Origin of the sequence: Prosthecobacter sp., from assembly GCF_044227185.1 — a bacterium.
GTDB lineage: Bacteria > Verrucomicrobiota > Verrucomicrobiia > Verrucomicrobiales > Verrucomicrobiaceae > Prosthecobacter.
In genome coordinates this window covers 411774-433742 of record NZ_JBGAFO010000001.1, presented here as the reverse complement: position 1 = coordinate 433742, position 21969 = coordinate 411774, and the positions used below count along the sequence as shown (strand labels likewise).

The 21969-nt window shown below is 61.9% G+C and carries 15 protein-coding genes; 6 read left to right on the top strand and 9 right to left on the bottom strand.

What is annotated here, in order from left to right:
- The first annotated feature begins 106 nt into the window (after positions 1-106).
- Both ACILSQ_RS01745 and ACILSQ_RS01740 read left to right on the top strand, forming a co-directional pair.
- Positions 107-304: a ribbon-helix-helix domain-containing protein gene (locus tag ACILSQ_RS01745; RefSeq protein WP_395741849.1), complete on the top strand. Its 198-nt coding sequence runs from the start codon at positions 107-109 to the stop codon at positions 302-304.
- Positions 301-807 (top strand): hypothetical protein, encoded by a 507-nt coding sequence (locus tag ACILSQ_RS01740; RefSeq protein ID WP_395741848.1) that lies wholly within the window; start codon positions 301-303, stop codon positions 805-807. The genes ACILSQ_RS01745 and ACILSQ_RS01740 overlap by 4 nt, the downstream gene beginning before the upstream one ends.
- Before the next feature lie 545 nt (positions 808-1352).
- Here the strand turns inward: ACILSQ_RS01740 and ACILSQ_RS01735 are convergent.
- From ACILSQ_RS01735 to ACILSQ_RS01725, 3 genes are all read right to left on the bottom strand, one after another.
- Positions 1353-1757: a hypothetical protein gene (locus tag ACILSQ_RS01735; RefSeq protein WP_395741847.1), complete on the bottom strand. Its 405-nt coding sequence runs from the start codon at positions 1755-1757 to the stop codon at positions 1353-1355.
- Positions 1758-2027: 270 nt separating this feature from the next.
- Positions 2028-2699 carry a hypothetical protein gene (locus ACILSQ_RS01730; protein ID WP_395741846.1) on the bottom strand — a complete coding sequence of 224 codons (672 nt, stop codon included), beginning with the start codon at positions 2697-2699 and terminating at the stop codon, positions 2028-2030.
- Positions 2700-2747: 48 nt separating this feature from the next.
- Positions 2748-8426, bottom strand: coding sequence for an excinuclease ABC subunit UvrA (locus ACILSQ_RS01725; protein ID WP_395741845.1), 5679 nt, complete (start codon positions 8424-8426; stop codon positions 2748-2750).
- A gap of 333 nt (positions 8427-8759) precedes the next feature.
- Between ACILSQ_RS01725 and tnpA the strand changes: the two genes are divergently transcribed.
- Positions 8760-9206, top strand: a complete 447-nt coding sequence (gene tnpA, locus ACILSQ_RS01720; protein ID WP_395741844.1) for an IS200/IS605 family transposase — start codon at positions 8760-8762, stop codon at positions 9204-9206.
- 164 nt (positions 9207-9370) lie between these two features.
- On the opposite strand, the gene ACILSQ_RS01715 is transcribed toward tnpA, so the two are convergent.
- The 4 genes from ACILSQ_RS01715 to ACILSQ_RS01700 form a co-directional block, all read right to left on the bottom strand.
- Positions 9371-10156: a hypothetical protein gene (locus ACILSQ_RS01715; RefSeq protein WP_395741843.1), complete on the bottom strand. Its 786-nt coding sequence runs from the start codon at positions 10154-10156 to the stop codon at positions 9371-9373.
- 15 nt (positions 10157-10171) lie between these two features.
- On the bottom strand, positions 10172-12349 hold the full coding sequence (locus ACILSQ_RS01710) for a thioredoxin domain-containing protein (protein WP_395741842.1): 2178 nt from the start codon (positions 12347-12349) through the stop codon (positions 10172-10174).
- 73 nt (positions 12350-12422) lie between these two features.
- The gene (locus ACILSQ_RS01705; protein WP_395741841.1) at positions 12423-14348 is read right to left on the bottom strand and encodes a hypothetical protein; all 1926 of its coding nucleotides are present in this window, start codon (positions 14346-14348) and stop codon (positions 12423-12425) included.
- Between the two features lie 54 nt (positions 14349-14402).
- A complete protein-coding gene (locus tag ACILSQ_RS01700) occupies positions 14403-17516 on the bottom strand; it encodes a DUF2339 domain-containing protein (protein ID WP_395741840.1) in 3114 nt (1037 codons plus the stop codon).
- A gap of 89 nt (positions 17517-17605) precedes the next feature.
- On the opposite strand from ACILSQ_RS01700, the gene ACILSQ_RS01695 reads away from it, so the two are divergent.
- Both ACILSQ_RS01695 and ACILSQ_RS01690 read left to right on the top strand, forming a co-directional pair.
- Entirely contained in the window at positions 17606-18481 is an 876-nt protein-coding gene (locus ACILSQ_RS01695) for a LysR family transcriptional regulator (RefSeq protein WP_395741839.1), read from the top strand.
- 237 nt (positions 18482-18718) lie between these two features.
- The gene (locus ACILSQ_RS01690) at positions 18719-19345 is read left to right on the top strand and encodes a hypothetical protein (protein ID WP_395741838.1); all 627 of its coding nucleotides are present in this window, start codon (positions 18719-18721) and stop codon (positions 19343-19345) included.
- 98 nt (positions 19346-19443) lie between these two features.
- Here ACILSQ_RS01690 and ACILSQ_RS01685 read toward each other — a convergent pair whose 3' ends face one another.
- A complete protein-coding gene (locus tag ACILSQ_RS01685) occupies positions 19444-20472 on the bottom strand; it encodes a hypothetical protein (protein ID WP_395741837.1) in 1029 nt (342 codons plus the stop codon).
- A 174-nt stretch (positions 20473-20646) separates the two neighbouring features.
- Here ACILSQ_RS01685 and ACILSQ_RS01680 point away from each other — a divergent pair, with 174 nt between their 5' ends.
- On the top strand, positions 20647-21072 hold the full coding sequence (locus tag ACILSQ_RS01680; protein WP_395741836.1) for a thioredoxin family protein: 426 nt from the start codon (positions 20647-20649) through the stop codon (positions 21070-21072).
- A 57-nt stretch (positions 21073-21129) separates the two neighbouring features.
- Here the strand turns inward: ACILSQ_RS01680 and ACILSQ_RS01675 are convergent, their stop codons facing one another.
- Positions 21130-21915, bottom strand: coding sequence for an NIPSNAP family protein (locus ACILSQ_RS01675; protein ID WP_395741835.1), 786 nt, complete (start codon positions 21913-21915; stop codon positions 21130-21132).
- Positions 21916-21969: the final 54 nt, after the last annotated feature.

Genomic DNA, 21969 nt, shown 5'->3' with positions numbered 1-21969 from the left:
TGATGTGTCGTTCAGTTCAAAAGTTGAACCAGCATCAAAGGTGGGAGCCGGGGGAATGCAAGGAGGACGGTCTTGCGCAGGCCTGTCTGATGGCATAATTTATCGCATGGCAACCCTGACCATCGAACTTCCCGAGGCGCTTTCTGCCGAACTTGACGCCGCCGTGCAATCCGGCTGGTTTGAGAGCAAGGCGGAAGCCGTGCGCGCTGCCATCCGGGATCTGATGAGTCATCGCAAACTGGACCTGCTGGAGCAACAGCAGCTCGATGATATTGCCTGGGCGCTGAATGCGGCCAAATCATGACCGTCGTCGTGACAGATACCGGCCCGCTTTTGCACCTCCATCAAGTGGGAGCCATCGATTTGATCGCCAGTATGGGCGAAATCCAGATGACACCCCAAGTCTGGTCTGAACTCCAACGCCATGCCCCATCCTTGTGCCAGACAGGCCTTCCCCCATGGCTTCGGGTGATCACGCCATCTGCGAACGCCAGTCGGCAGGCTGTTAAGTGGCTCCAGGCTGACCTGCTTCATGCCGGCGAGGCGGAAGCCCTGGCCTACGCCAAAGAAATCGGCGCGGACCTGTTTCTTAGCGATGACACGGCGGCTCGCGCCATTGGTCAGTCTCTCGGGCTCCAGGTTCGTGGCTCTCTTGGCGTGGTTCTGTATCTAGCCGCCACTGGCATCTTGACCCGAGAGAGGGCTGCACAGGTGCTCGATGATCTGGAGCAACAGTCAACACTTTGGATGTCCGCCAAGGTTCGAAGCGCAGCGCATCAGGCATTGCAGCAGATATTTGCTGGTTAACGAACTCGTAAGCCGGCACGAGGTCTCATCTGAGCGGCTCTCATCAGCCTTCCCACGGAATATCTGAAGGGCGCCAGCGAGGCCCGGTGATCCGGGATGCCGGCGGCGGGACGCTAACGAGCCGGCGGTGGCGGGACGTCAGGCGGGGATGGTAAACGCCCCTGCCGCCCACATGCAGGGTCTGCTGGGTGTCCATCCAAAGAATGCCTGGCTCCCAAGACTCTCGCTTGCTGGCATCGGCACATGCCACGGAAAGCCTCAAAGTCCCTTCGAACCTGAAATAATTGGAGAAGTCCTTCAGCAGGGCATCATTCCAAAGGGACGTTACCACCAGCATCGAAATCAATAACCCAGCCGTGGTGATGCTCCAGGGCACGCTCCACCTCCACTTGCTGTCAATGCACTCGTCCTGCCAGTCAGGGCTGCGACGACGCGGGAATCGATGTGAACGCATGTGGAGGATGACGCAGATGCCAAACCTTTCTTGGGTTCACCGGGTCATAACACACAACCTGCTAAAAACTCTCGGTCTGTCTGCCCGCCTCCTACGGCACTCCGCCTGGCTCTTCATCGCGAACATTGAAATAAAGGGCCGCTTTTGAAACCGCCTGAATGCTCGTCCAGACGATGGCGATGGTCTCCAGGGGCGTTTGCGAATCGACGCAAAGCACAATGGCCGACGTCGAAGGGATCTTCTTCAGCTCTCGCCGAATCGCGGCCCGAACGGCCTTCCGCCTTAGCACCTCCTGTTTCCGTTCCATTTCGCTCCGCAGCCATTCCTCTTCGATGCGAATGTTTGGCACGGACACATCCAGCATCACTTCGCCCACCTGGATCTCGTGTTCGGAGTGAACTCGGACCACCATCGCTCCAGGCGGGATGGCGGTGGACGCATCTGCAAGACTCAACCTGAACTCGTAGAAAGTGTTGCGCTCGATGTGTCCAGCCATCCATGGAGTGCAGAACAGAAGCGCCACGGTAGCCCCGACCACGCCAAACACTCCCCATGGAACGGTCCACCTCCACTTGCCGTCAATGCACTCCCTGTGCCAGTCGGGAATGCGACGAGACGATGGTCGGTGCGAAAGCATGCGGCAGCATGACGCCGAAGCCGCCGCTTTCTTGGGATCGACGTTTTCGTCACCACCCGCTCACAGAAACTGTCCCGCTCCCCGGCACCCCTGCACCCACCACCATACGCCCAGGAATGTAAATAAATGCTACTTCTGCGGCGTGTCCTCCTTTGACGGTGGAAAAGCCTTGTGAAAACGGCGGAGTTCCTCTTCTGGGATCGGGAGCTGTTCGAGCATGAATTTCTTCAATCCTTCATCCTCCAGGCCGACCCAGGTGGCGGTTTCATCGTCATCGGGGTAAGTCACGAAGTAGTTGTGGCATGTCCAGCAAAGCGAGGTCTGAAAGAGCAGGTGATCGTCTTTGAAAAAGCGGACGCCGTGGACCGGCATGTGGCACCATGCGCCACCTTCATGATCATCACGAGTCCGCAAAAGGCGCTGAAAATGCTGTTTGGCGAGGTCGGCAATGTCCGGCTTGGGGGTAATACGGCGGAGAATCCTGGTCGAAGAATTGGAGGGGGAGATAGCGAAGCGGTCTGGTTCGGGGATCTTTTCCAGATCACTCGTCGGTTCAAAGTCTAACAGGACGAGTTCCACGCGGTTGGCATGGCTGATGATGTCGGCCAGTCGCGCCCGGTAGTCCGCCTCAATCGCCTTCTTGGCCTTGAAGAACTTTCGGTTTGCCGACAGGCTTTCGTCCCCTTCCGGCCGCGCGGGATCGGGCTTAAATCCTTTGGGCAGATCCAGTGGTTCTCCCCCCATAAGCACAGACGTCGTGGCCAGCGCGAGGGTGGCAAACGGAAGCAGGAGCGAATTCATGGCATGAAGCAAGGGCCTCATTATGCCAGCACCTCCGTGCCCAAGTCATCACAAAAACCGCGCCGTCTGGCTCCCCTTGCACTTCTTCACCTGCTCCGGCGTCCCCGCGGCCACGACCTTCCCACCCTCAGGCCCAGCCTCAGGCCCGATGTCGATGAGGTAGTCCGCTTCGGCATAGACGTCGGGGTGATGCTCGATGACGACCACGGTGTGGCCTTCATCCACCAGCCGGTGCAGTACATCGATGAGGCGCGCCACGTCCTGCATGTGCAGGCCGATGGTCGGCTCTTCAATGAGATACAGATTACGCTTTCCGGCCACCGTGATGCCCTTGAGTCGCTCCTTGGTCGTGCGCCCATCACCGCTGCGCAGTTCCGTCACCAGCTTGATGCGCTGGGCTTCACCACCGCTCAGCGTCGGACTCGGCTGGCCGAGCTGCAAATAGCCCAGGCCCGTGTCCGCGAGCAGCTTCAGCGGGCGTGCGATTTTCTGCACCACTTCAAAAAACTCCGCCGCCTCGCTGATGCTCATGCGCAGCACATCGCCGATGTTCTTGCCGTTGTACTCAATCTCCAGCGTGGCCGCATTGAAGCGCTGGCCGTTGCAGGTCTCGCAATGCACGCGTGTGGTCGGCAAGAAGGCCATCTCCACCTTGATCTCGCCATTGCCGCCGCAGGTCTCGCAGCGTCCGCCTTCGGTGTTGAAGGAGAAACGGCTCGCCGTGTAGCCGCGCGTACGTGCCAGCGGCACCTGCGCGAAGAGATTGCGGATGTCATCCAGAATGCCCACATACGTCGCCGGGCACGAGCGGCTCGTCTTGCCGATCGGCGACTGATCCACCTCATGCACCGTCTGCAGATTTTCAAAGCCGCTGATGCTCTTCCACGCCTTCACCGCCGGCTTCACCTTCGCTTTGCTGATCTTCTCGCGCACAGCCGGCGAAAGCGCCCCGTGCATGAAGGAGCTCTTGCCGCTGCCGCTCACGCCGGTGAGCACCGTCAGGCGCCCCAGTGGGATGGACACATCCACATTTTTCAAATTGTTCGCCGTTGCGCCCGTCACACGCAGCCAGCCTTCCTTGGCCTTCGCTCCAGGCAGCGCACGGCGTTCGCCGCGCACGGGATGCACCAGCGGCTCGCGCAGGCTCGCGCCCGTCACGCTCTGCTTGTTCTTCATGATCTGCGCCATCGTCCCCTGCGCCACGATCTGCCCGCCAAACTTTCCGGCACCCGGCCCGAGATCCAGAATGGTGTCCGCACGCTTCATCGTCTCATCATCGTGCTCCACCACCAGCAGCGAGTTTCCCTTGTCCCGCAGCGCCATCAGCGTGTCCAGCAGCTTCTCATTGTCGCGCGGGTGCAGGCCGATCGTCGGCTCATCCAGCACGTACAACACACCACGTAGATTGCTGCCAAGCTGCGCCGAAAGCCGGATGCGCTGCGCCTCACCACCACTCAGCGTGTCCGCACTGCGGTTCAGCTGCAGATACCCCAGCCCCACCTCCTGCATGAACTTCAGACGCTGCGCGATCTCCTTCACAATATCTCGTGCGATGATCGCCTCCGTCCCGTCAAACTTCAGCTTGTCCAGCAGCCTCCCCGCATCGCCTGCCGTCAGTCCGGCGAACTGCTGAATCTTCGTGCCTTGCAGCTGCACCGCACGGCCGATCTCATTGATGCGGCTGCCCTGGCAGCTTGGGCAGATCTCACGCGGCTTCTCTTCCTCGTCATCCGCACTTTCAAACCGCCGCTCCTCCTCCAGCTCTGCCTCCAGCACCGAAACATCCGGCGCACGGTCGCTGTGATCCGTCTTATGACCGACCAGACCAAAGCCACGGCAGTCTTTGCACCACCCGTGTGGGCTGTTGAAGCTGAACAGTCGCGGATCCAGTTCTTCAAACGACAAACCGCACGAAGGGCAGCTCATCTCCGTGCTCAGCACATGCATGGTCTTGTCATTCATGCGCAGCTTGATCGTGCCCTTGCCCATCTTCAGCGCCGCCTCGATCTGCGTGCGCAGCTTCTCCGCATCATCACCCTTCGCCACGCGCGCGATCACCGCATCAATCGTGTGCTCCTTGAAACGCTCCAGCTTCTTAAAGCCCATCGTGTCGCGGAACTCACCGTCCACCAGCAGCGTCTCGATGCCATGCTTGCCGGCATGCTCCGCCACATCGGTATGGAAACCTTTGCGCGCCTTGATCAGCGGTGCCAGCAGATGCCCGCCACCGCTGCGCAAATGCTGCTGCACCGTTTTCAAAATCGCCTGCACGCTCTGCTTCTTCACCGGCACCTCGCAATGCGGGCAGTACTGCGTGCCCAGCTTTGAAAACAGCAGGCGGAAAAAGTGATACACCTCCGTCACCGTCGCCACCGTCGATTTCCCACCACCGCGCGAGATCCGCTGCTCAATCGCCACCGTCGGCGGCACGCCCGTGATGAGATCCACCTCCGGCTTCTCCATCTGCTCCACAAACGTCCGCGCATACACCGACATGCTGTCCAAAAAGCGCCTCTGCCCTTCCGCAAAGATCAGATCAAACGCCAGCGACGACTTGCCCGAGCCGCTCAGCCCCGTCACCACCACAAACTCATCCCGCGGAATCTCCACCGAGACATTTTTCAAATTATGCTCCCGCGCTCCGCTGATCGAGATCGTGTTCGTAGTTCGGGGTTCGCTTCGCGGCTCCGCAGCAGCCCGTTCTGGAACACTGGCTCTCGCCACTGTGTAACCACGTGCCGCTTCTCTCACCACACTCCCCGATCCGAGCACCTCTTTGAGATAATTTCCCGTATGCGACGCACTGCACTCCGCCACCTCCTCCGGTGTTCCCGCGATCACGAGCGTGCCGCCCGCCTCGCCGCCCTCCGGCCCAAGATCAATCACCCAGTCCGCGCATTTGATCACCTCCAGGTTGTGCTCAATCACCAGCAAACTGTGACCTTCCTCCACCAGCCGCTGCAGCAGCTTTACCAGCAACGCGATGTCATCAAAGTGCAGCCCCGTCGTCGGCTCATCCAGCAGAAGCAGACTTCCCGCAGACGCACCCGCCGGATGCTCGATCAAATGCCCGATCAGCTTCAGTCTCTGCGCCTCTCCACCCGAAAGAGTGTTCAGCGGCTGCCCCAGCTTCAGATATCCCAGCCCCGCTTCATTCAAAAGTGCGAGCTGCGATACAATTTGCTTCGCCTTCTTCGACGTCTCAAACAGCGGCCCGCCAAACCAGTCCACCGCATCCTCCGCCGTCATCCCCAGCACATCGTGAATGCTTTTGCCATGCAGCAAAACCTTCAGCGCATGCGGCTGGTAGCGCTTCCCCTCGCACTCCGGACACGTCACATACAGATCGCTCAGGAACTGCATCTCGATCTTCTCAAAGCCATTCCCCGCGCAGCGCTCGCAGCGTCCTTCACCCGAGTTGAAGCTGAAGAAGCCCGGCATGATCCCCTGCGCTTTCGCATCCTCCGTCTCGGAGAACAGCGCACGGATGTGATCAAACGCCCCGAGAAACACCGCCGGAGTCGAGCGCGGTGTGCGTGCCAGCGGCGACTGGTCCACCATCACCACCTCATGCAGTTGCTCCCAGCCCGTGATCTTGCTCACCCGCCCCGGCTCCTCTTCACACACCTCGCCCCGCAGCCTCTGCAAATTCCGGTACAGCACATCATGCACCAGCGTCGATTTCCCCGAACCGCTCACCCCCGTGATACAACAAAACACCCCCAGCGGAATATCCACATCCAGCTTCTTGAGGTTGTTCTGCCGTGCTCCGCGAATGGAAAGAAACCGTGCGACATCGCGCGTGAGCGTTTTGGAGTGCTCCAGTCCTCTGGAGCTTTTCGCAGACCGCGAAGCTTTCGAAAGCGCCGGAGGGCCGGCGCACTCCAGGACGCTGTCGCGTTTGACGGAACGCCTCTTCGCCGGCACCGGCACCGACTTCCTCCCAAAAAGATAATCCCCCGTCAGCGACTTCACCTTCGCTCCCAGCTTCTCCAGCGGCCCGCTGTAAACCAGCTCCCCGCCCTTCTCGCCACGCCCAGGCCCGATGTCGATCAGGTTGTCCGCGCTGCGCATCACCGCTTCTTCATGCTCCACCACCAGCAGCGTGTTGCCTTTGTCGCGCAGCCCTTCCATCACGCCAATCAGCCGTCCAATGTCACGCGGATGCAGCCCGATGCTCGGCTCATCCAAAACAAAAAGCGTGTTCACCAGAGAAGCCCCGAGACACGTCGTGAGATTCACCCGCTGTAACTCACCACCGCTCAGCGTACGCGTCTGCCGGTCCAGATTCAGATAGTCCAGCCCTGCGCGATCCATGTAGCTCAGCCGGCTGGCGATCTCCCCGCGCAGCATCGTCGCCACATGGTCGCTGCCCTTGATCGGCCACGACTGCACCAGCGCATGCAGCTCATTCACCGGCACCCGCGAGAGATCCGCAATCGTGTGCTCGCCGATGCGATAATTGTACGCCTCCTTCTTCAAGCGTCCGCCACCGCAGTCGCTACACTCCGTGTACGCACGGTAGCGGCTCAGAAACACCCGCACATGCATCTTGTAGCTGCGCGACTCCTGCCATTTGAAAAACCCCCGCACCCCATACCACTCGCCGCGATTGTACGCCTCCTCCGGATCATCCCGCGTGCCTTCGATGAGCCACTTGCGGTCTTCCTTCGAGTAATCCTCAAACGGCTTGTGAATGTCCACCCCGCGCTTTCGCGCCGCCTTCTCCAGATCCACCTGCGAGTCCCCGTACGTGCTCCCTTGAAACGGCCGCACCAGCCCTTGGTTGATGCTCAGCGACTCATCCGGAATCGCCTTGCCCATGTCCAGCCCCAGCGTCCGCCCAAACCCACGACACGTCGGGCACGCCCCGATCGGACTGTTAAAACTAAACAACCCAGGCGTCGGTGCCGGCAGCGTGATGCCACAGTCCGCACAACTCCAGTCCGTCGAAAAATGCTGCGTCTCCTCGTCGATGCTCGCCGCCACCTTGCCCTTGCCATAACGCAGCGCCGCCTCCAGCGCCTCGCTCACACGCGCACGCTGCTTCGCCTCCAGCGTCACACGATCTTGCACCACCATCACCTGCGCCGGCAGCTTGCGCCCCTTCAGCGCATCCGCATCATCCAGCCGGATCACCTTTCCATACAGAAAAATACGCAGGAAACCCTGCGACTGCAGGAACACCGCAAAATCTTCCGCCACCGTGTTTTTCGGCACCGGCACCGGAAACAAAATCAGCGCCTGCTTTCCCGCATGCGCATTGATGAGTTCATTGAGAATGCTCTCCGGCGACTCCGGCCGCACCGGCCGCTTGCATGAGGGGCACGTCGCCTCCGCCAGCCGCGGAAACAGCATCTTCAAATAGTCATTGATCTCCGTGATCGTCCCCACCGTCGAGCGCGTGCTGCGCATGTTGTTTACCTGCTCGATCGCGATGGCCGGCGGAATCCCCTCGATCGCATCCACCTTCGGCTTGTCCATCCGCTCAAAGAACTGCCGCGTGTAAGGAGAAAACGTCTCCACATACCGCCGCTGCCCTTCCGCATAGATCGTATCAAACGCCAGCGAAGACTTCCCCGATCCGCTCGGCCCCGTGATCACATTCAGCTTCCCCAGCGGCAGATCCAGATCCACCCCCTTCAAATTATTCTGCCTCGCCCCCCGGATGCGAATGACGTCACTGAGCGAACTTTTGGAGGCAGATTTTTTGGCAGTACGAGACATGGAGGCGCGAGATTAACGATACGCCCCCCGCCTGCAAACGGGCGCTGAGGATGATGGAAAAGAAAAGAGCGTGACCAGTTCCGGCACCCCGATCCCGAAGGGATCATAGAAGGTAGCCAGGGGTCGCAGACCCCTGGAAAGCTCACCCCTCCAACGCTTTCTTTAAGGGCGCATGCCGGAGGCATGCTAGCAACGTCCGATCTCCCCGTGGCTCCCGCCTCACGGCCCACCAGGACGTCCCCAAATCGCCATGATTCAACGCACGATGATTCGCCTCAAAATGGTTGCCCAATCTCCTATACCTGAAACATTCTACGTCAATTCTCCCACCGCATGCCCGGCACCTACACCTCGCTGCACTACCACGTGATCTTCTCCACCAAGAACCGTGATCCCCTCATCGCCACCGCATGGCGCACACGACTGCACGAATACCTTGGCGGCATGATTCACGGCCTCGGCGGCACACCACTCTGCGTCGGCGGCGTGGCGGATCACGTCCATCTGCTCTTCGGCTTGAAACCCACTCACTGCCTCTCCGACTTCATGCGCGATTTGAAAAAAGACGCGACGAACTGGACCCAAGAGGCTCTTCAACAACCTCACTTCGCCTGGCAGGAAGGCTACGCCGCCTTCACCGTCAGTCCGACGGCGATTGAATCGGTGCGGGATTATGTCAACGATCAGGAAGAACATCACCGCGTACGAACATTCCGCGAAGAACTGGTCACGATGCTGCGCCGCGCCGGCGTGGAGTTCGACGAGCGCTATCTGGATTGACACGCGGATCAGGCATGGAAGGGCCGTGCTGGCATGCCTCCGGCATGCGCACTTGAAAAAACTCCGGGGCACTCACCTTCCAGGGGGCATTCGCCCCCTGGCTACCTTCTACGATCCCTTCGGGATCGGGGTAATGTCGTGCATGGCGGCGACATGAAGCTTGATCAGCCCACTGTGAATTCCAGTTTCTCCTCCACAAAATCATCGACTGGAAAAGCATAAAAATGGCCGTCCATTTCCACATAGATTTTACCATTTAGAACTCCATGTATCTTTCCAATTTCTCCCAGATCGCTGCCAACTAAGACATGGCTCGGTAGATCGACGTACACCCTGCGCCATCGGGTAGGCACGCCGTCCTTGTTCATTGCGCTTCCCTGCTCAGGAATGAACGCGATGTGGCGGTATCGTGCTCCAGCACCACCTATGAAATCCTCGATGAGAACCTCGTGCGAGGTCTCAGAAAAAGTGATTTCAGAAGAACCCATGACTTCGCCGTCGCCCTCCCGTGAGAGCAGACTTTCAGCACGACCCGTCTCCTTGCCTGAAACTTCAAGGATGTGACGTGTATTGGTACGAAAGGTGTCGTTACGACTATTGACTCGTATTGCCTTGCCCAGTTGAGTACGGACCACGATGCCGTGCGCAAGCTCAATAGGACGCCACTTCGATGCGTCAATGCCGTGATGCTCATCAAAAGGCAGCTTGTAAGACTTGATCACCGGCAATCCAGGATTCTCGCATCGATAGGCCGCGTATTTGGCTGCATAATTAGCTCTGTATTTGTTGTTCAATCCAGCTTGACGTTCGCCTTCCTTCGTCAGGCGCAGGCTTTCTTGTTGCCACTCAGATAACGGAGGACGCTTGGTGGTTCGACAAGACGTGACACACACTATGCTCAACATCAGGCAACCACTGACCGTGCATTTAAAAATGACATTGGTTCTCATGAACTATTGAAAGCATCACTTCCCCAGCACCCTCTCCACCCCCTCCACCGTGGTCACCGGCGCCTGGCACGTAAAGTTCTGGCACACATACGCCGCAGGCTCTCCTTTCACGGGCTTCATCCCGGCGAGCACTTCATTATGCTTCGCCAGCCACTCCTGGCCCGCGCCACCATCCGCGCACAAGACCACGGCCGTGGGAAGAAAGCGCCGGTGTACATTCCCCGCCAGCGCCTTGAACGCCTCGCTCCCCGGATCACCCGCGAGCACGATCTGCTGCTTGCCGCGATGGTGCAGATCATACGCCATCGCCATCATCGGCACGGAGGACGGGCTGCTTTGCAGCGTCGAGCCAAACAGAGCGAAAATCTTCTCCGCCTGCTTCTTCCACGCATCCGCGGCCAGCAGCGCGCTGAGGCGTACCAGATTCAGCGCGGCCAGCGAGTTGGGCGAAGGCTCCGCGCCGTCGTAGTCCTCTTTGATGCGCAGCACGCTGTGCGGCATGTCCGTGTGCACGCTGTAGTAGCCGCCGTGTTCGATGTCGAGGAAGAGCGCATCCATCTCGGTCTGCAGGTCGGTGGCCCATCGCAGCCACTTCACATCGAAAGACGCCTGGTACAGGTCAATCAAGCCATGAATCAGGCACGCGTAATCAATCGCGAAAGCCCGCGGGCCGCGCTCCCCTTCGCGCCAGGAGCGGTGCAGCTCCTTGCCCGGCGTGGTGCAGAGCTGGTCATGCAGAAACTGCGCCGCATCCGCCGCCAGCTGGATCATCTCCGCATCTCCAAACGCAGCCCCCGCGCGCGCCAGCCCTGAAATCATGAGCCCGTTCCACGCAGCAATGACCTTGTCATCCAGGTGCGGCCGCGGCCGTTTCGCGCGCGCCTCAAACAGCGCCGCAATCCCTTTGTCGATGATCGCCTTGATCTCCTCCGGCGACTTCTTGAAGTACTCCCCAGTCTTCTTAAACGACACCGCGCGGTACAGCGTGTTCAGTCCTTTCAGCTCCCCTTGCGGATCACTCTCCGCGCGCGCATTGCCATCGCGCCGCGCACCGTAGGCATAGCGGAAAATGTTCCCGTCCTCCTTGCCCAGGATCTCGTCAATCTCCGCCGCCTTCCACACATAGAAGGCGCCTTCCGTTTTATGCGCCGCATCGGCCGTGGCCAGGCTGTCCGCATCTTCAGCGGAGAAAAACCCGCCGTCCTTCTGCCGCAGGTCACGCTTCACATACGCCACCGTGCTGCGCACGATGGTTTCAAACATGGCGTTCTGCGTGAGCTGCCAGGCCTCGGTGTAGGCGGTGAGAAGCTGCGCCTGGTCATACAGCATCTTCTCGTAATGCGGAATGTGCCAGTAGCCGTCCACACTGTAGCGGTGGAATCCGCCGCCGATGTGGTCCCGCATGCCGCCATTCGCCATGCCGCGCAGCGTTTTCACCGTCATCTCCATCGCCCAGTTGCTCTCGGACTCGCGGTCTTCGCCCTTCCGCTCCGCCAGGATGCGGTGGATGCGCATCAGCAGGTTCAGCGTCGTGGGCCGTGGAAACTTTGGCGCGCTGCCAAAGCCGCCCTCATGATAATCAAACGAGCCGGAGAGATCATCATAGGCCTTCTGCACCAGCGTCTCATGATTGATCTCATGCAGCGCCGTGTTCTCGTTGTCGAGGTGGTCCTGGAGCTTTTCCACCGAGCGCGCCGCACGTTCATCGATGCCCTTGCGGTCCTCCGTCCACACCTTGTGCAGCTCATTGAGCAGATTTTTAAACCCAATGCGCCCCGGCGAATTCTCCGGCGGATAATATGTGCCGCCGTAAAACGGCTTCAACTCCGGCGTGAGAAAGACGCTCATCGGCCAGCCGCCGTGCCCGCTCGCCGCCTGTACATAGGTCATGTACGTCAGGTCCACGTCCGGCCGCTCCTCGCGGTCCACTTTGATCGGAATGAAGTTCTCGTTGATGATCTTCGCCGTCTCCTCGTTCTCAAACGACTCCCGCTCCATCACATGGCACCAGTGGCAGGTCGAGTAGCCGGACGAGAGAAAGATCGGCTTGTCCTCCGCCTTCGCCTTTTTAAACGCCTCCTCTCCCCACGGCAGCCAGTTCACTGGATTGTGGGCATGCTGCAGCAGGTAGGGCGAGCGCTCCTTGGCGAGCGCATTGGTGAATTTGGGGGGCTGGGCGGTCGTTTCGCTCATGGTCGGGGGGGTACAGAGAATAACGTCCGCATGCGGGGCGGGGTTGCAAGGGGGCGCTTGACTCCTCCCGCCCTCACCCCTCCGCCTTCTTCGGCAGCATCTTCGCCACCACCCACAGCAGCGCCACCACCACCAGGGACAGCGCCATCCAGATCCACGCCCCGCCCTTGCCGATGGGGCCGTGCACACCCGCGTCATACCCAGGCAGCTTCGCCTCATCCCCCAGCACCCCGGCCACTTTCACGGCGCTTTCAAATTCGGGCCGCGCCAGCTGCAGATCATAGCGCGTGTAGGGCGCCCGGCGGTTCCCATAGCAGAGCTGCACCGGCGTGGTGTCCGGCACCCGGAAGAGCAGCTGCACCACCGGATACAGCACACGTGCGGAGGTGATCTGCAGCCGCGGATTGTCGCCATTGTCCGTGGCCAGGCGGATGGACGTGGCGCGCGGCGCGGAGTACAGCGAAAGATGAAACGTGCTCGCCGGCTGCCCCGGCCGCCGCTGCCAGTTCGCATTGCTCAAAATGCGCTCGAAGCGCCCCTTCTCCGTCTCATGCTGCTCGGAAACCGTGAGCGTCCGTGCAAAAAGGGGCGTCGGCGAGTCCAGCAGCAGCTCGCTCGTGGGGTAATTGGCAAACGGCAGCTGAATGTCCCACTTCGACCACGTCGGGTTCTGAGGGTCGGCCACTTCGGAGATGGGCACTTCCAGCTCATGCTCCAGCCCCGCTTTGATGGCGATGAACGGAAGCTGGTGCCCCTCCCGCACCACCCGCACGTCGTGCAGATCATTCGCGCAGCGCGCCAGCACCTCTGGCACGAGCTCCACCACCACCACGCCGGCCTCCTTGAATTTCACCGGCCGCTGAAATGCCCATGGCGAAACATCGATCGCCGGCCCCACATCACCCACCTCCGGGGCGGTGGCGGTTTTGCGAAAAGCCGTGTTCGCCTCCACCGCGCTGGCCGTGGCGGAGTGCGCGGTGGCCTCCCTCAGCTTCTCGCCCAGCGCCGCGATGTCGTAGCGCGGCTCCGCGGCCTGCGCATTGCCCATGTAAAACTGCCACTCTCCCACCGCGTCCGCCTGAAACACCACCGGCACCGGGTGCCGCCTGGCCTCGATGTGCTCGATTTTCAGCGGCGGGCTGTCGCCATTGCGGATCACCAGCTCCACTTCGCGCTTCTCAGCGAGCTGGTGCGGGGCCATCTCCAGATCCTCCACGCTGCGCCCCTCATGCTGCAGCCGGAAGAGCGTCGCATGCGCATCCAGCAGCGTCGCTTCACGCTGAAACACCGGCTCGGGCGTGTGCAGCCTCACGGTCCCCAGCAGCACATGGGCGCTGCCCAGATCCAGCTTCAGGTGCGTTTCACCGGCCTTTTCCGTGCGTTCGCGGATCGTCACCGGCTGGGCCAGCATGCGCAGTTCCGGCAGATCCCGCCGCACCTGCGCCCCGTTGAAGACCACCGGCGCGCTGCGCGTGTCGTCGATCGTCACACGGAAGTGCCTCCAGGCCGCGGAGGCGAAGTGGAAGCGCAGCCGCTCCGTGCCGTGCTGGCGGCACAGCAGCTCATGGCTGGCCAGCGTCTGCCAGCGTGCGCCGTCGCTGCTCGCCTCCACCGTCGCGGCCTTGATGAATCCGGTCGCATGCGTTTGCAGCAGCACCTCCGTCACCGCCGTGCCCGCGGGCGGCTGAAACTCCAGCACCGTCTCGCTCGGATTGAGCGTGGTTTTAAATCCCGCCGCCTCCACCATCTCCGGCCGCATGATGCGCGGCAGCGCGATGATGTACGGCGTCTCCACACCGCTGGGGCTGACCACCCGCAGGTCGTGGAAAGGCGCGCCGCCCGTCGCGCTCGAGGCGTCCAGCAGCGCAGGCTCCAGCTCCAGCCGCGTCAGGCCGGGCTGCGCCACCTTCACCGTCTGCCGGTGCGTCCAGGCGGCATAGTCAGCAGCGCTCGCGGCCGAGGACAGGCACAGGGCAAGAAGAAGGAGCTGCGGTTTCATGAGTGGGGAAAGTAGTCGTGAGCTTTAGCTCGTTCTGGGCGCACAAAGCTCCGTTTAACATGCAGGATTGTTTTTGTCGTCGGTAAGGAAACGTTGATACAGGAACGAGGCCGCCAGCGCAATCACCGCCACCACCATCAGCGCGCCGATGCGATAGATGCTTTCAATGTTCGCCAGATCATGCAGAAACAGTTTCAGCAGCGCCAGCCCCAGCAGGCCGATGCCCGCATAGCGTGTGGGTGCGTTCCGCTGCCAGATGCCGAGCACCAGCAGTCCCAGCGCATACAGCGCCCATCCAATGGTGTAGGTCATGTCGCGGCCGAAGTTGCCGTCAAAGTCAAACGTGATGGACCTCTGCCCCGCAGGCGTGAAGGCATCCGCGATCTCGATGTTCAGCAGCAGAAAAAGCAGGATGCCGCCCAACGTGCAGAAAAGCCCGCGCAGACTCGTCTCTCCCCACCGGTCATGCGGCGGCGTGAGCCAGCGTGCCGCGGCAAACAGCGCCAGCGCGCACAGGCTGTAGGCATAGAGCTGCCAGTTCAGGATGGCCGTCTCACCCCGGATCTGATATTCCAGTACCGCCGGATTCAGCGCCAGCCGCACAAAGGCCGCCACCAGCAGCACCGTGCCCGTGCCGCGCAGGCCCGCATGCGGCACCCGGCGGAAGAGCCAGCACAGCGCCGCGCCCTCCAGCGCCCAGCCCAGCGTGATCCACTGCTTCTCAAACTGGACCGGGAAGACCAGCGTGATGAAAAACAGCGCCACTCCTCCGAACCACGCGAGCTGCGTGAGCCGCGCCGGATTCTCCGCACCATGCTGCTTCAGCACAAAAACCAGGCACAGCAGCGGCGCCATGGCAAAGGCCACCGGCAGCAGTCCCATCATCTCATTCGGCCACGCCTGCCCCACCGTGCGGTAGACCAGGCCAAAGGTCCCCAGCCCCGCCGCCGCGGAGACGATCCATGGGAGCTGCCGTGTGGCAAAGAGCTTCTGAAACACCAGCGGCCAGGCCGTGAAGAGCGCGTAAAATCCCAGATACCAGCACAGCGGTGTGGCCGCATGCTCCGCGCTGAAGCTCTGCTGATGCCAGGCCCACTCCAGCGCCAGCACGCAGCCCAGCGCCGTGGGCGCCAGCACCGCGATGCCGCTGATGCGTGTAAGTCCCAGCAGGAAAACCGTGAGCAGCAGCGCCAGCCCAAAAACCGGCGAAGGATCCGCCACCCGCAGATGCAGCGTGGCCAGAATCAGCAGCGCAAACGGCAGCACTGCCGAGCTCACCGGCAGCAGCTCCGCAAACGGCATCTTCGGCATTTTGCGCGAGATCAGGCTGCCGGCAGCGCCAAACAGCACTGCAAAGCCGCCCAGCACAAAGAGAAACTGGCCCAGCCCGCCCGCGGTGTGTGCCGGCAGGCGGAACATCCACGCTCCGGCCGTGATGAAGGTGAGCGCCAGCGCCGCGAACACCGGGATCAATGATCCAACGAAGACCGCCAGCCCGATGATCAGCAGATCCACCAGCAGGATCGCCGGCCACAGCATCAGGCTCACCGAGTCCAGACACAGCACCGGCATCAGCAGCAGCGCCAGCGTGACCACCGGCGTCCAGCTCATCGCCACCGTGCCAGACTGCCCGCGGCGCTGCCACAGCACCGCAAAGGCCGTGTGCAGCAGCCCAAAGGCCAGATAAATGCCCAGCGCCTGCGGCAGCAGCTCCGCAGTGAGCTGGTCGGTCGTCCATTTGACCAGATGCAGAAACGTCAGCGCCGCCACGATGCCCTGCGCCACCGCCACGCGCGGCTGCTGCCACGCGATCAGCAGCACCAGGGCGTTGATCCCCAGCACAAAGGTGTACAGCAGCACCGGGCGTGCGGCGATGGCCCCGTAGTCCAGAAAGAGGAAGGCGGTGAAAAGCGCGCTGCCGCACAGCGCCAGCGCCGCTTTGGCGGGAATGCCGTCCTCATCCTCGCGCTGCCGTGACCACCACGCCGCTACCGCAAACAGCAGCGCAAAGCCCAGAAACACGCTCACCGGAATCCACGTGGCCGCACCCATGGCATAGTGGGACGTGTGGAAAAATTTCATCATCCATCCCGCCTGCATGATCATCGTTCCCGTGGCCGCCAGCGCCGTCAGGTGCAGCCAGCGCTTGTACTTGGCCACCGCCAGCACGCCGATGTCCAGCAGCGCGATGTAGCTGAAGAGCCCGCCCGGATTGTCATGCCCCGTGGAGCAGAGAACCGGCGTCAAAAATCCCCCCAGCATGCCCAGCACCGCCACCACCTGCGCGTCCATGCGAACTGCCAGCACGAAGGCCGCCGCCGTGATGAGCGTCATCAGTCCAAAGGTCACCAGCGCATGATGAAACGGCGGAATGTGATACAGCGCATGCGCCGCATAACTCACCCCATACAGCACCAGGGTGCCGGTGGCGCACAGCGTCTGCGCCAGTGTGGCAAACGCTTTGCGCTGCTGCATCACCACGCCCGCGCCCACCAGCCCGGCGCCGATCACAAACCCGATCGCCGTGCGCAGCTCGGGAGAGATCCATCCGCGCTCGATGCTCAGCTTCACAAAGAAGATGATGCCGAGAAACAAGGCCAGCCCGCCCACCCACGCGAAGAGCTTCGCGCCCATGAACTGCTCCAGAGACAGGCTTGGAGCCTCGGCCGGCGCTGCGACCGGCCTGGCTTCGGCGGGCGGGCGGACGGTCGCGGGATGAGTGGGCGGTGGCGGCGGGGCGGCTGTTGTGGCCGCCTTCAGTGCGGAAACGGGAACCGGTGCCGTCGTCTTGGCCGCCATGGGCTCCGGTGCGGAAGCCGCCGGCGGTGAGAACCGTGCCGCGTCCAAGACCGGCTCATTCGGCGGAACAGCCGGGGCAGGGGATGCAGATACAAATTCCCGCGCTGCCACGGGGACCGCTGCTTCAGCCGCGGCGGCGGTGGGCTCCCGCGGCGGTGCCGGCCGGCCGGCTTCCAGGGCTTCGATGCGCCGGATCAGCCGCGCTTCACGCTCCACATTTTGGGCCACCAGCCCGCGCAGCGCTCTGGTTTCCTTGTTTAACTCGTCCACACGGCGGCTCGCCTTGTTCGCCACGGAGGTGGCGTAAAAGGGCAATACGAGCACTGCAATGCAGAGTCCCAGCAGAAAGAGAAAGATGAGTCCTTCCATGATGCCCGAGCTTCTCAGACCCGGCCTCGCAAGGGAAATTGATATTTCCACGTGGCATCATTGATAAACCGTATAGCCTGCCCCACGGCATGAATGTCCATCACCTTGAGCTCTTTTACTACGTGGCCCGGCACGGCGGTGTCAGCGCCGCTGCACGCGCCATGCCCTATGGCATTCAGCAGCCCGCCATCAGCGCGCAGATCCTGCAGCTTGAGGATGCCTTGGGCGTCACCCTCTACCAGCGCCGGCCCTTCCAGCTCTCGCGCGAGGGGCAGACGCTCTACGACTTCATCGCCCCCTTCTTCGGCGGCCTCACGGAGATGGGAGACCGCCTGCGCGGCGGCGGCGAAAACCGCCTCCGCATCGCCTCGGCCGAGGTCGTGCAGCGGGACTACCTGCCGGAGCTCTTCGCACGCATGCGCCGCCGCGTGAAGGGCTTTCACTTCACCCTCACCCACGGCCGCCAGCAGGAGATCGAGGCCCTGCTGGCCGCGCAGGAGGTGGACATTGGCTTTGGCACCCTCATGGAAAAAACCACGGCCAACATCGAGTCCCGCGAACTCATCCGCCTGCCCATGGTCCTGCTCGTCACCCAGCAGAGCGGCATCACCCAGGCCGCGCAGATTTTCGAAAAAGACCGCATCGATCTCCCGCTGGTTTCCCTGGAGGCCCGGGATGTCGTCTCACGCTCCTTCCAGGCCACGCTGCGCCAGCGCGGTCTGGAGTGGCTGCCCAGCCTGGAAGTCGGCAGCCTCGATCTCGTCCTCCGCTACGTCGTGGAAGGCTTCGGCGCCGGACTGATGCTGCGCCATCCGCGCATCAAACTGCCCGACAATGTGAAGGTGCTCACGCTCGAAGATTTTCCTCCGCTCTGCTTCGGCGCCCTCTGGACTGGACGCCTCTCCCCCCTGGGAGAGGCCTTCCTGGCCGAAGCCACCGCACTCGCAAATGAACTGATGCCCTAGGCGTTCTTTGCCCCCTTCAAAGCGGCGAAGCCGCCGCCAAAGTAGCCATCTCGCTCCGCGAGATGGCCCAGCGCTCACGCCTCATCCCAGGCATTCCGTCATCCCCAAATCCTCCGTCACTGCGAAAGCCCACAGCTTCTCTCCCGCAGCGAGCTCAACATGCCGCCGACGAAAAATCTTCATGCCGCAAACAATCGAATGAATAAGCCTCGCGCCTATTCGTCCGAAGCGAGGATCATGAAAATCAAATCTCTCCTCCTCCCGCTGGTTTCACTGGCTGCCGTCCTTTCCCTTTCCTCCTGCGACGAATTCGCCGCGCCCTACGGCCCCGGTTATGGTTATGGCTACGGCTCCGGGTACTCGTCCGGCTCAAACTACTATCGCAGCGGCTATGGCTACAGCTCGCGCCCGGTCGTTTCATACAACAGCTACAACTCCCGGCCCTACTCCCCCCGCTCCAGCTATTCACCCCGCTCCTACTCCGCGCCTTCCTTCGCTTCGTTCTTCAGCGGCTTCGGGTCTTCCTCCCACCATTCCGGCCGCGGCTACTCCTCGCCCTCTCCCTCCCATCATCAGCCGCAGCATCATTCAGGCAGCCACTTCGGGGGCGGCTCTTCGGGCTCTCCCTTCTCCTTCGGCGGCAGCTCCCACCACTCAGGCGGCAGCTCTCACCACTCCAGCGCCGGTGCTGGCTCCTCTTTCGGCGGCGGTTCCTCAGGCGGCTTCAGCTTCGGCGGCGGCTCTCATCATCACAGCAGCCACTCTTCCGGCGGCGCTCCCTCCGGTGGTGCTCCGTCGGGCGGCGCGCCCGCCTCTGGCCACTCCAGCCACGGCCATCACAGCGGCCACCACGGCATGCATTGATCGCAGCCGCGCCTTGGCATAAATCAAATCACCCCAGCAACGCCCGGAGCTTCTCTCCGGGCGTTCGCATTTTCAGCGGTGCTGCGCTGCGCCTTACTTCACTCCTTCGGCAGGTGCCCGATGGCGCGTGGCGCGCCGGCGCCTTCCCACAGCAGCAGCGCGGGGCCCTTCTCCTCCTCCGCATCTCCGCAGAAAAACAAACGTGGCTTCCCTCCCACCTCCGTGGCGCAGAGCGCGCTCACATGCTCCGTGTCCTCCGTGATGATCTCGCTCTTCCCCAGCGCATGCGCCATCGCCGCCAGATGATCCTTGGAACTCGGAGTCTCCTCCGATCCTGGCGCATACAGCGGCTTGGCAGGCAGCGGCGTCCGCACGATCGCGGACATGTGGTGCCCGCTCAGTTGCGCGTAGATCCACTTTCCCGCCGGCGCCACATGCTGCACCCACAGGCTGCCCGCATTCGCTTCATCCGTGTTCATGATCCCCAGCGGTGCGATGCGCGCCCCCACCAGCGTGCCCAGCCGCTCCGTGCCCGTGTCCTCGTCCGGCTGGATGCCGCCCTCCCACACATCACCACCACTCACGAAAAACAAACGCCCGTCATTGGAAAACACCCCGCCCGTCGCATCACTCACACGGCGGCAGAAGATGGAAAGAAAGGGCTGCTTGCCACCCGGCTTGCGTCCATAAAGCAGACCGCGGCTCGTTCCCTCTGCTGTCTCATTGCCGCTGATGAAGAGACAGTCCGTCAGCGCTGTGCCCGGAACCGTGGCCACAAACAGATCCGTCGCATCCACCACGGGTGCGGTGGGGCACACATGCTTCACCGGCTTGGCCGCGCCCGGTGTCCACACCCACACGCCGTTCTTCGCCAGAAACAGCACCTCACCCTCGCTCCCCGCCGCCACGCTGTTGATGCTCTCATCCTTCAGCTCCGCCGGCAGCGGCGCGTGGGTGATCTTCCCCGTGCCCACATCCACCTGCATCAGCCCGTAACCCCGGTCGCCGAGCGCCAGCGTCACCGTCCCGCCATCTTTGGAAAAGAACGCTTCATTCGCCAGGATGGATGAAGGCGGAAGAGTAAGTGCCAGGGCCGCACCGACGAGAAAAACCGGAAGTCGTTTCATGCTCATCCCGCACCGCTTACGGCAGCCTGCCGCCAAGTCAATGCAGTCGGAAGCTCGCCGTTCAAAAAAAGGCTCTCGAAATTGACCGCGATTCTCGCGGCTGGCGCAAAACCCGGAATAAAAACCGTCCCCGCCGCATCTCATGGTTCGTTCCCCTTGGTACCCCCAAAACCCATGAAAAAAACCCTCCTCCTCCTTCTCGCCGCAGCCACCAGCCTGGCCATCGCCGGCGACTTTCCCAAAGGCAGCCCCGAGTTCAAAGACAGCAGCACCTCCGCCATGAGTGCCGCGAAAAAGTCCGGCAAGCCCGTCGTCCTCGTCTTCTCCGCCGCCTGGTGCCCGCCCTGCCAGGCCATGAAGCATGACGTCTACCCCAGCGCCGAGGTGAAGGCCTTCCACGACAAATTCGTGTGGGCCTATCTCGACGTCGATGATCCGCGCAACGAAAGCGCCGCCGCCAAGTACGGCGTCAACGGCATCCCGCACATCGAGTTCCTCAATCCCTCCGGCAAGGAGATCGACAAGCAGATCGGCGGCACCTCTCCCGAAGCGTTCGCCAAAACCCTCGAAAACGTGCTGGCCAAAGCCGGCAAGTCCTGAGCAACGATGATGGCGATTGAGGAGACGGAGTGTGTCTTCGTCTCCTCCACTCTCCGCTCAGATCTGTGAATACGCTGCGGGCACCAGCACGATGTTCGTGATGCGCGACACGATCTCCTTGTCCGTGAATCCCGGCGTCGTCTTCAGCTTGGCCCACTCCGCATCACCGCGGAAGGTGTTCCAGGCCTGGTCCCTTGCGGCGGCATCGCTGAAGCTCAGCATGTAGGTCAGGTTCGGCATCAGCGGGCCCACGATTGTCTCTCCAAAAAACACCGCGTTCAGTCCGCAGCGCTTGAAGATGGCGAGTTCGCCGATGTCGAACATCTCGATCTTTTTCTTCGCCGTCTTCTCCGTCGGGCTTTCGTAGATGCGCAGTTGGTACACCTGGCTGCCCTTGGCCGGCACCGTCATGGTCGGCAGGCCGTCGATGCCCTGCGTCAGCCAGCTTTCCACGCGCTCATAGACCACATCCGCCGCGGGAGCATCCAGATATGCCGCGCCCTGCTTCTGCAAGGCGGCATCCGCCAGCAGCTCCGCCGTCTTTGCCAGTTGATCCAGCGAGCTGTAGCGCAGCACCACATACACCACCGGCGCACCCTCCGGCTTCTCCGGCAGAAACACCCCCACGTTTTTGACGCCCAGCCGGTTCAGCGCCGGAATCGCCGCATCCTTCAGGTAGGCCTCCAGCACCCTCTGCTTCTCGGCGCTTTTCAGCGTGTACTTCCGGATTTCAAAATACTCGCGCGCGCTGCTGCCAGGCGCATCGGCGGCTGTGAGTTCTTGCGCCACACCGACGAGCCCGCTGGCGGCCACGGTTGATTTGAGAAAGGTGCTTCGGGTCATAAAAAATGAAATGAATGGTGATCCGCGATGCTGACGAACACACCGCAAAACGTC

What these genes read in the sequence shown, in the direction of transcription:
- ACILSQ_RS01745 (WP_395741849.1), top strand. Translation starts at nt 107, where the DNA reads ATGGCAACCCTGACCATCGAACTTCCCGAGGCGCTTTCTGCCGAACTT.
- ACILSQ_RS01740 (WP_395741848.1), top strand. Translation starts at nt 301, where the DNA reads ATGACCGTCGTCGTGACAGATACCGGCCCGCTTTTGCACCTCCATCAA.
- ACILSQ_RS01735 (WP_395741847.1), bottom strand. Translation starts at nt 1,757, where the DNA reads ATGGCTGGACACATCGAGCGCAACACTTTCTACGAGTTCAGGTTGAGT.
- ACILSQ_RS01730 (WP_395741846.1), bottom strand. Translation starts at nt 2,699, where the DNA reads ATGAATTCGCTCCTGCTTCCGTTTGCCACCCTCGCGCTGGCCACGACG.
- ACILSQ_RS01725 (WP_395741845.1), bottom strand. Translation starts at nt 8,426, where the DNA reads ATGTCTCGTACTGCCAAAAAATCTGCCTCCAAAAGTTCGCTCAGTGAC.
- tnpA (WP_395741844.1), top strand. Translation starts at nt 8,760, where the DNA reads ATGCCCGGCACCTACACCTCGCTGCACTACCACGTGATCTTCTCCACC.
- ACILSQ_RS01715 (WP_395741843.1), bottom strand. Translation starts at nt 10,156, where the DNA reads ATGAGAACCAATGTCATTTTTAAATGCACGGTCAGTGGTTGCCTGATG.
- ACILSQ_RS01710 (WP_395741842.1), bottom strand. Translation starts at nt 12,349, where the DNA reads ATGAGCGAAACGACCGCCCAGCCCCCCAAATTCACCAATGCGCTCGCC.
- ACILSQ_RS01705 (WP_395741841.1), bottom strand. Translation starts at nt 14,348, where the DNA reads ATGAAACCGCAGCTCCTTCTTCTTGCCCTGTGCCTGTCCTCGGCCGCG.
- ACILSQ_RS01700 (WP_395741840.1), bottom strand. Translation starts at nt 17,516, where the DNA reads ATGGAAGGACTCATCTTTCTCTTTCTGCTGGGACTCTGCATTGCAGTG.
- ACILSQ_RS01695 (WP_395741839.1), top strand. Translation starts at nt 17,606, where the DNA reads ATGAATGTCCATCACCTTGAGCTCTTTTACTACGTGGCCCGGCACGGC.
- ACILSQ_RS01690 (WP_395741838.1), top strand. Translation starts at nt 18,719, where the DNA reads ATGAAAATCAAATCTCTCCTCCTCCCGCTGGTTTCACTGGCTGCCGTC.
- ACILSQ_RS01685 (WP_395741837.1), bottom strand. Translation starts at nt 20,472, where the DNA reads ATGAAACGACTTCCGGTTTTTCTCGTCGGTGCGGCCCTGGCACTTACT.
- ACILSQ_RS01680 (WP_395741836.1), top strand. Translation starts at nt 20,647, where the DNA reads ATGAAAAAAACCCTCCTCCTCCTTCTCGCCGCAGCCACCAGCCTGGCC.
- ACILSQ_RS01675 (WP_395741835.1), bottom strand. Translation starts at nt 21,915, where the DNA reads ATGACCCGAAGCACCTTTCTCAAATCAACCGTGGCCGCCAGCGGGCTC.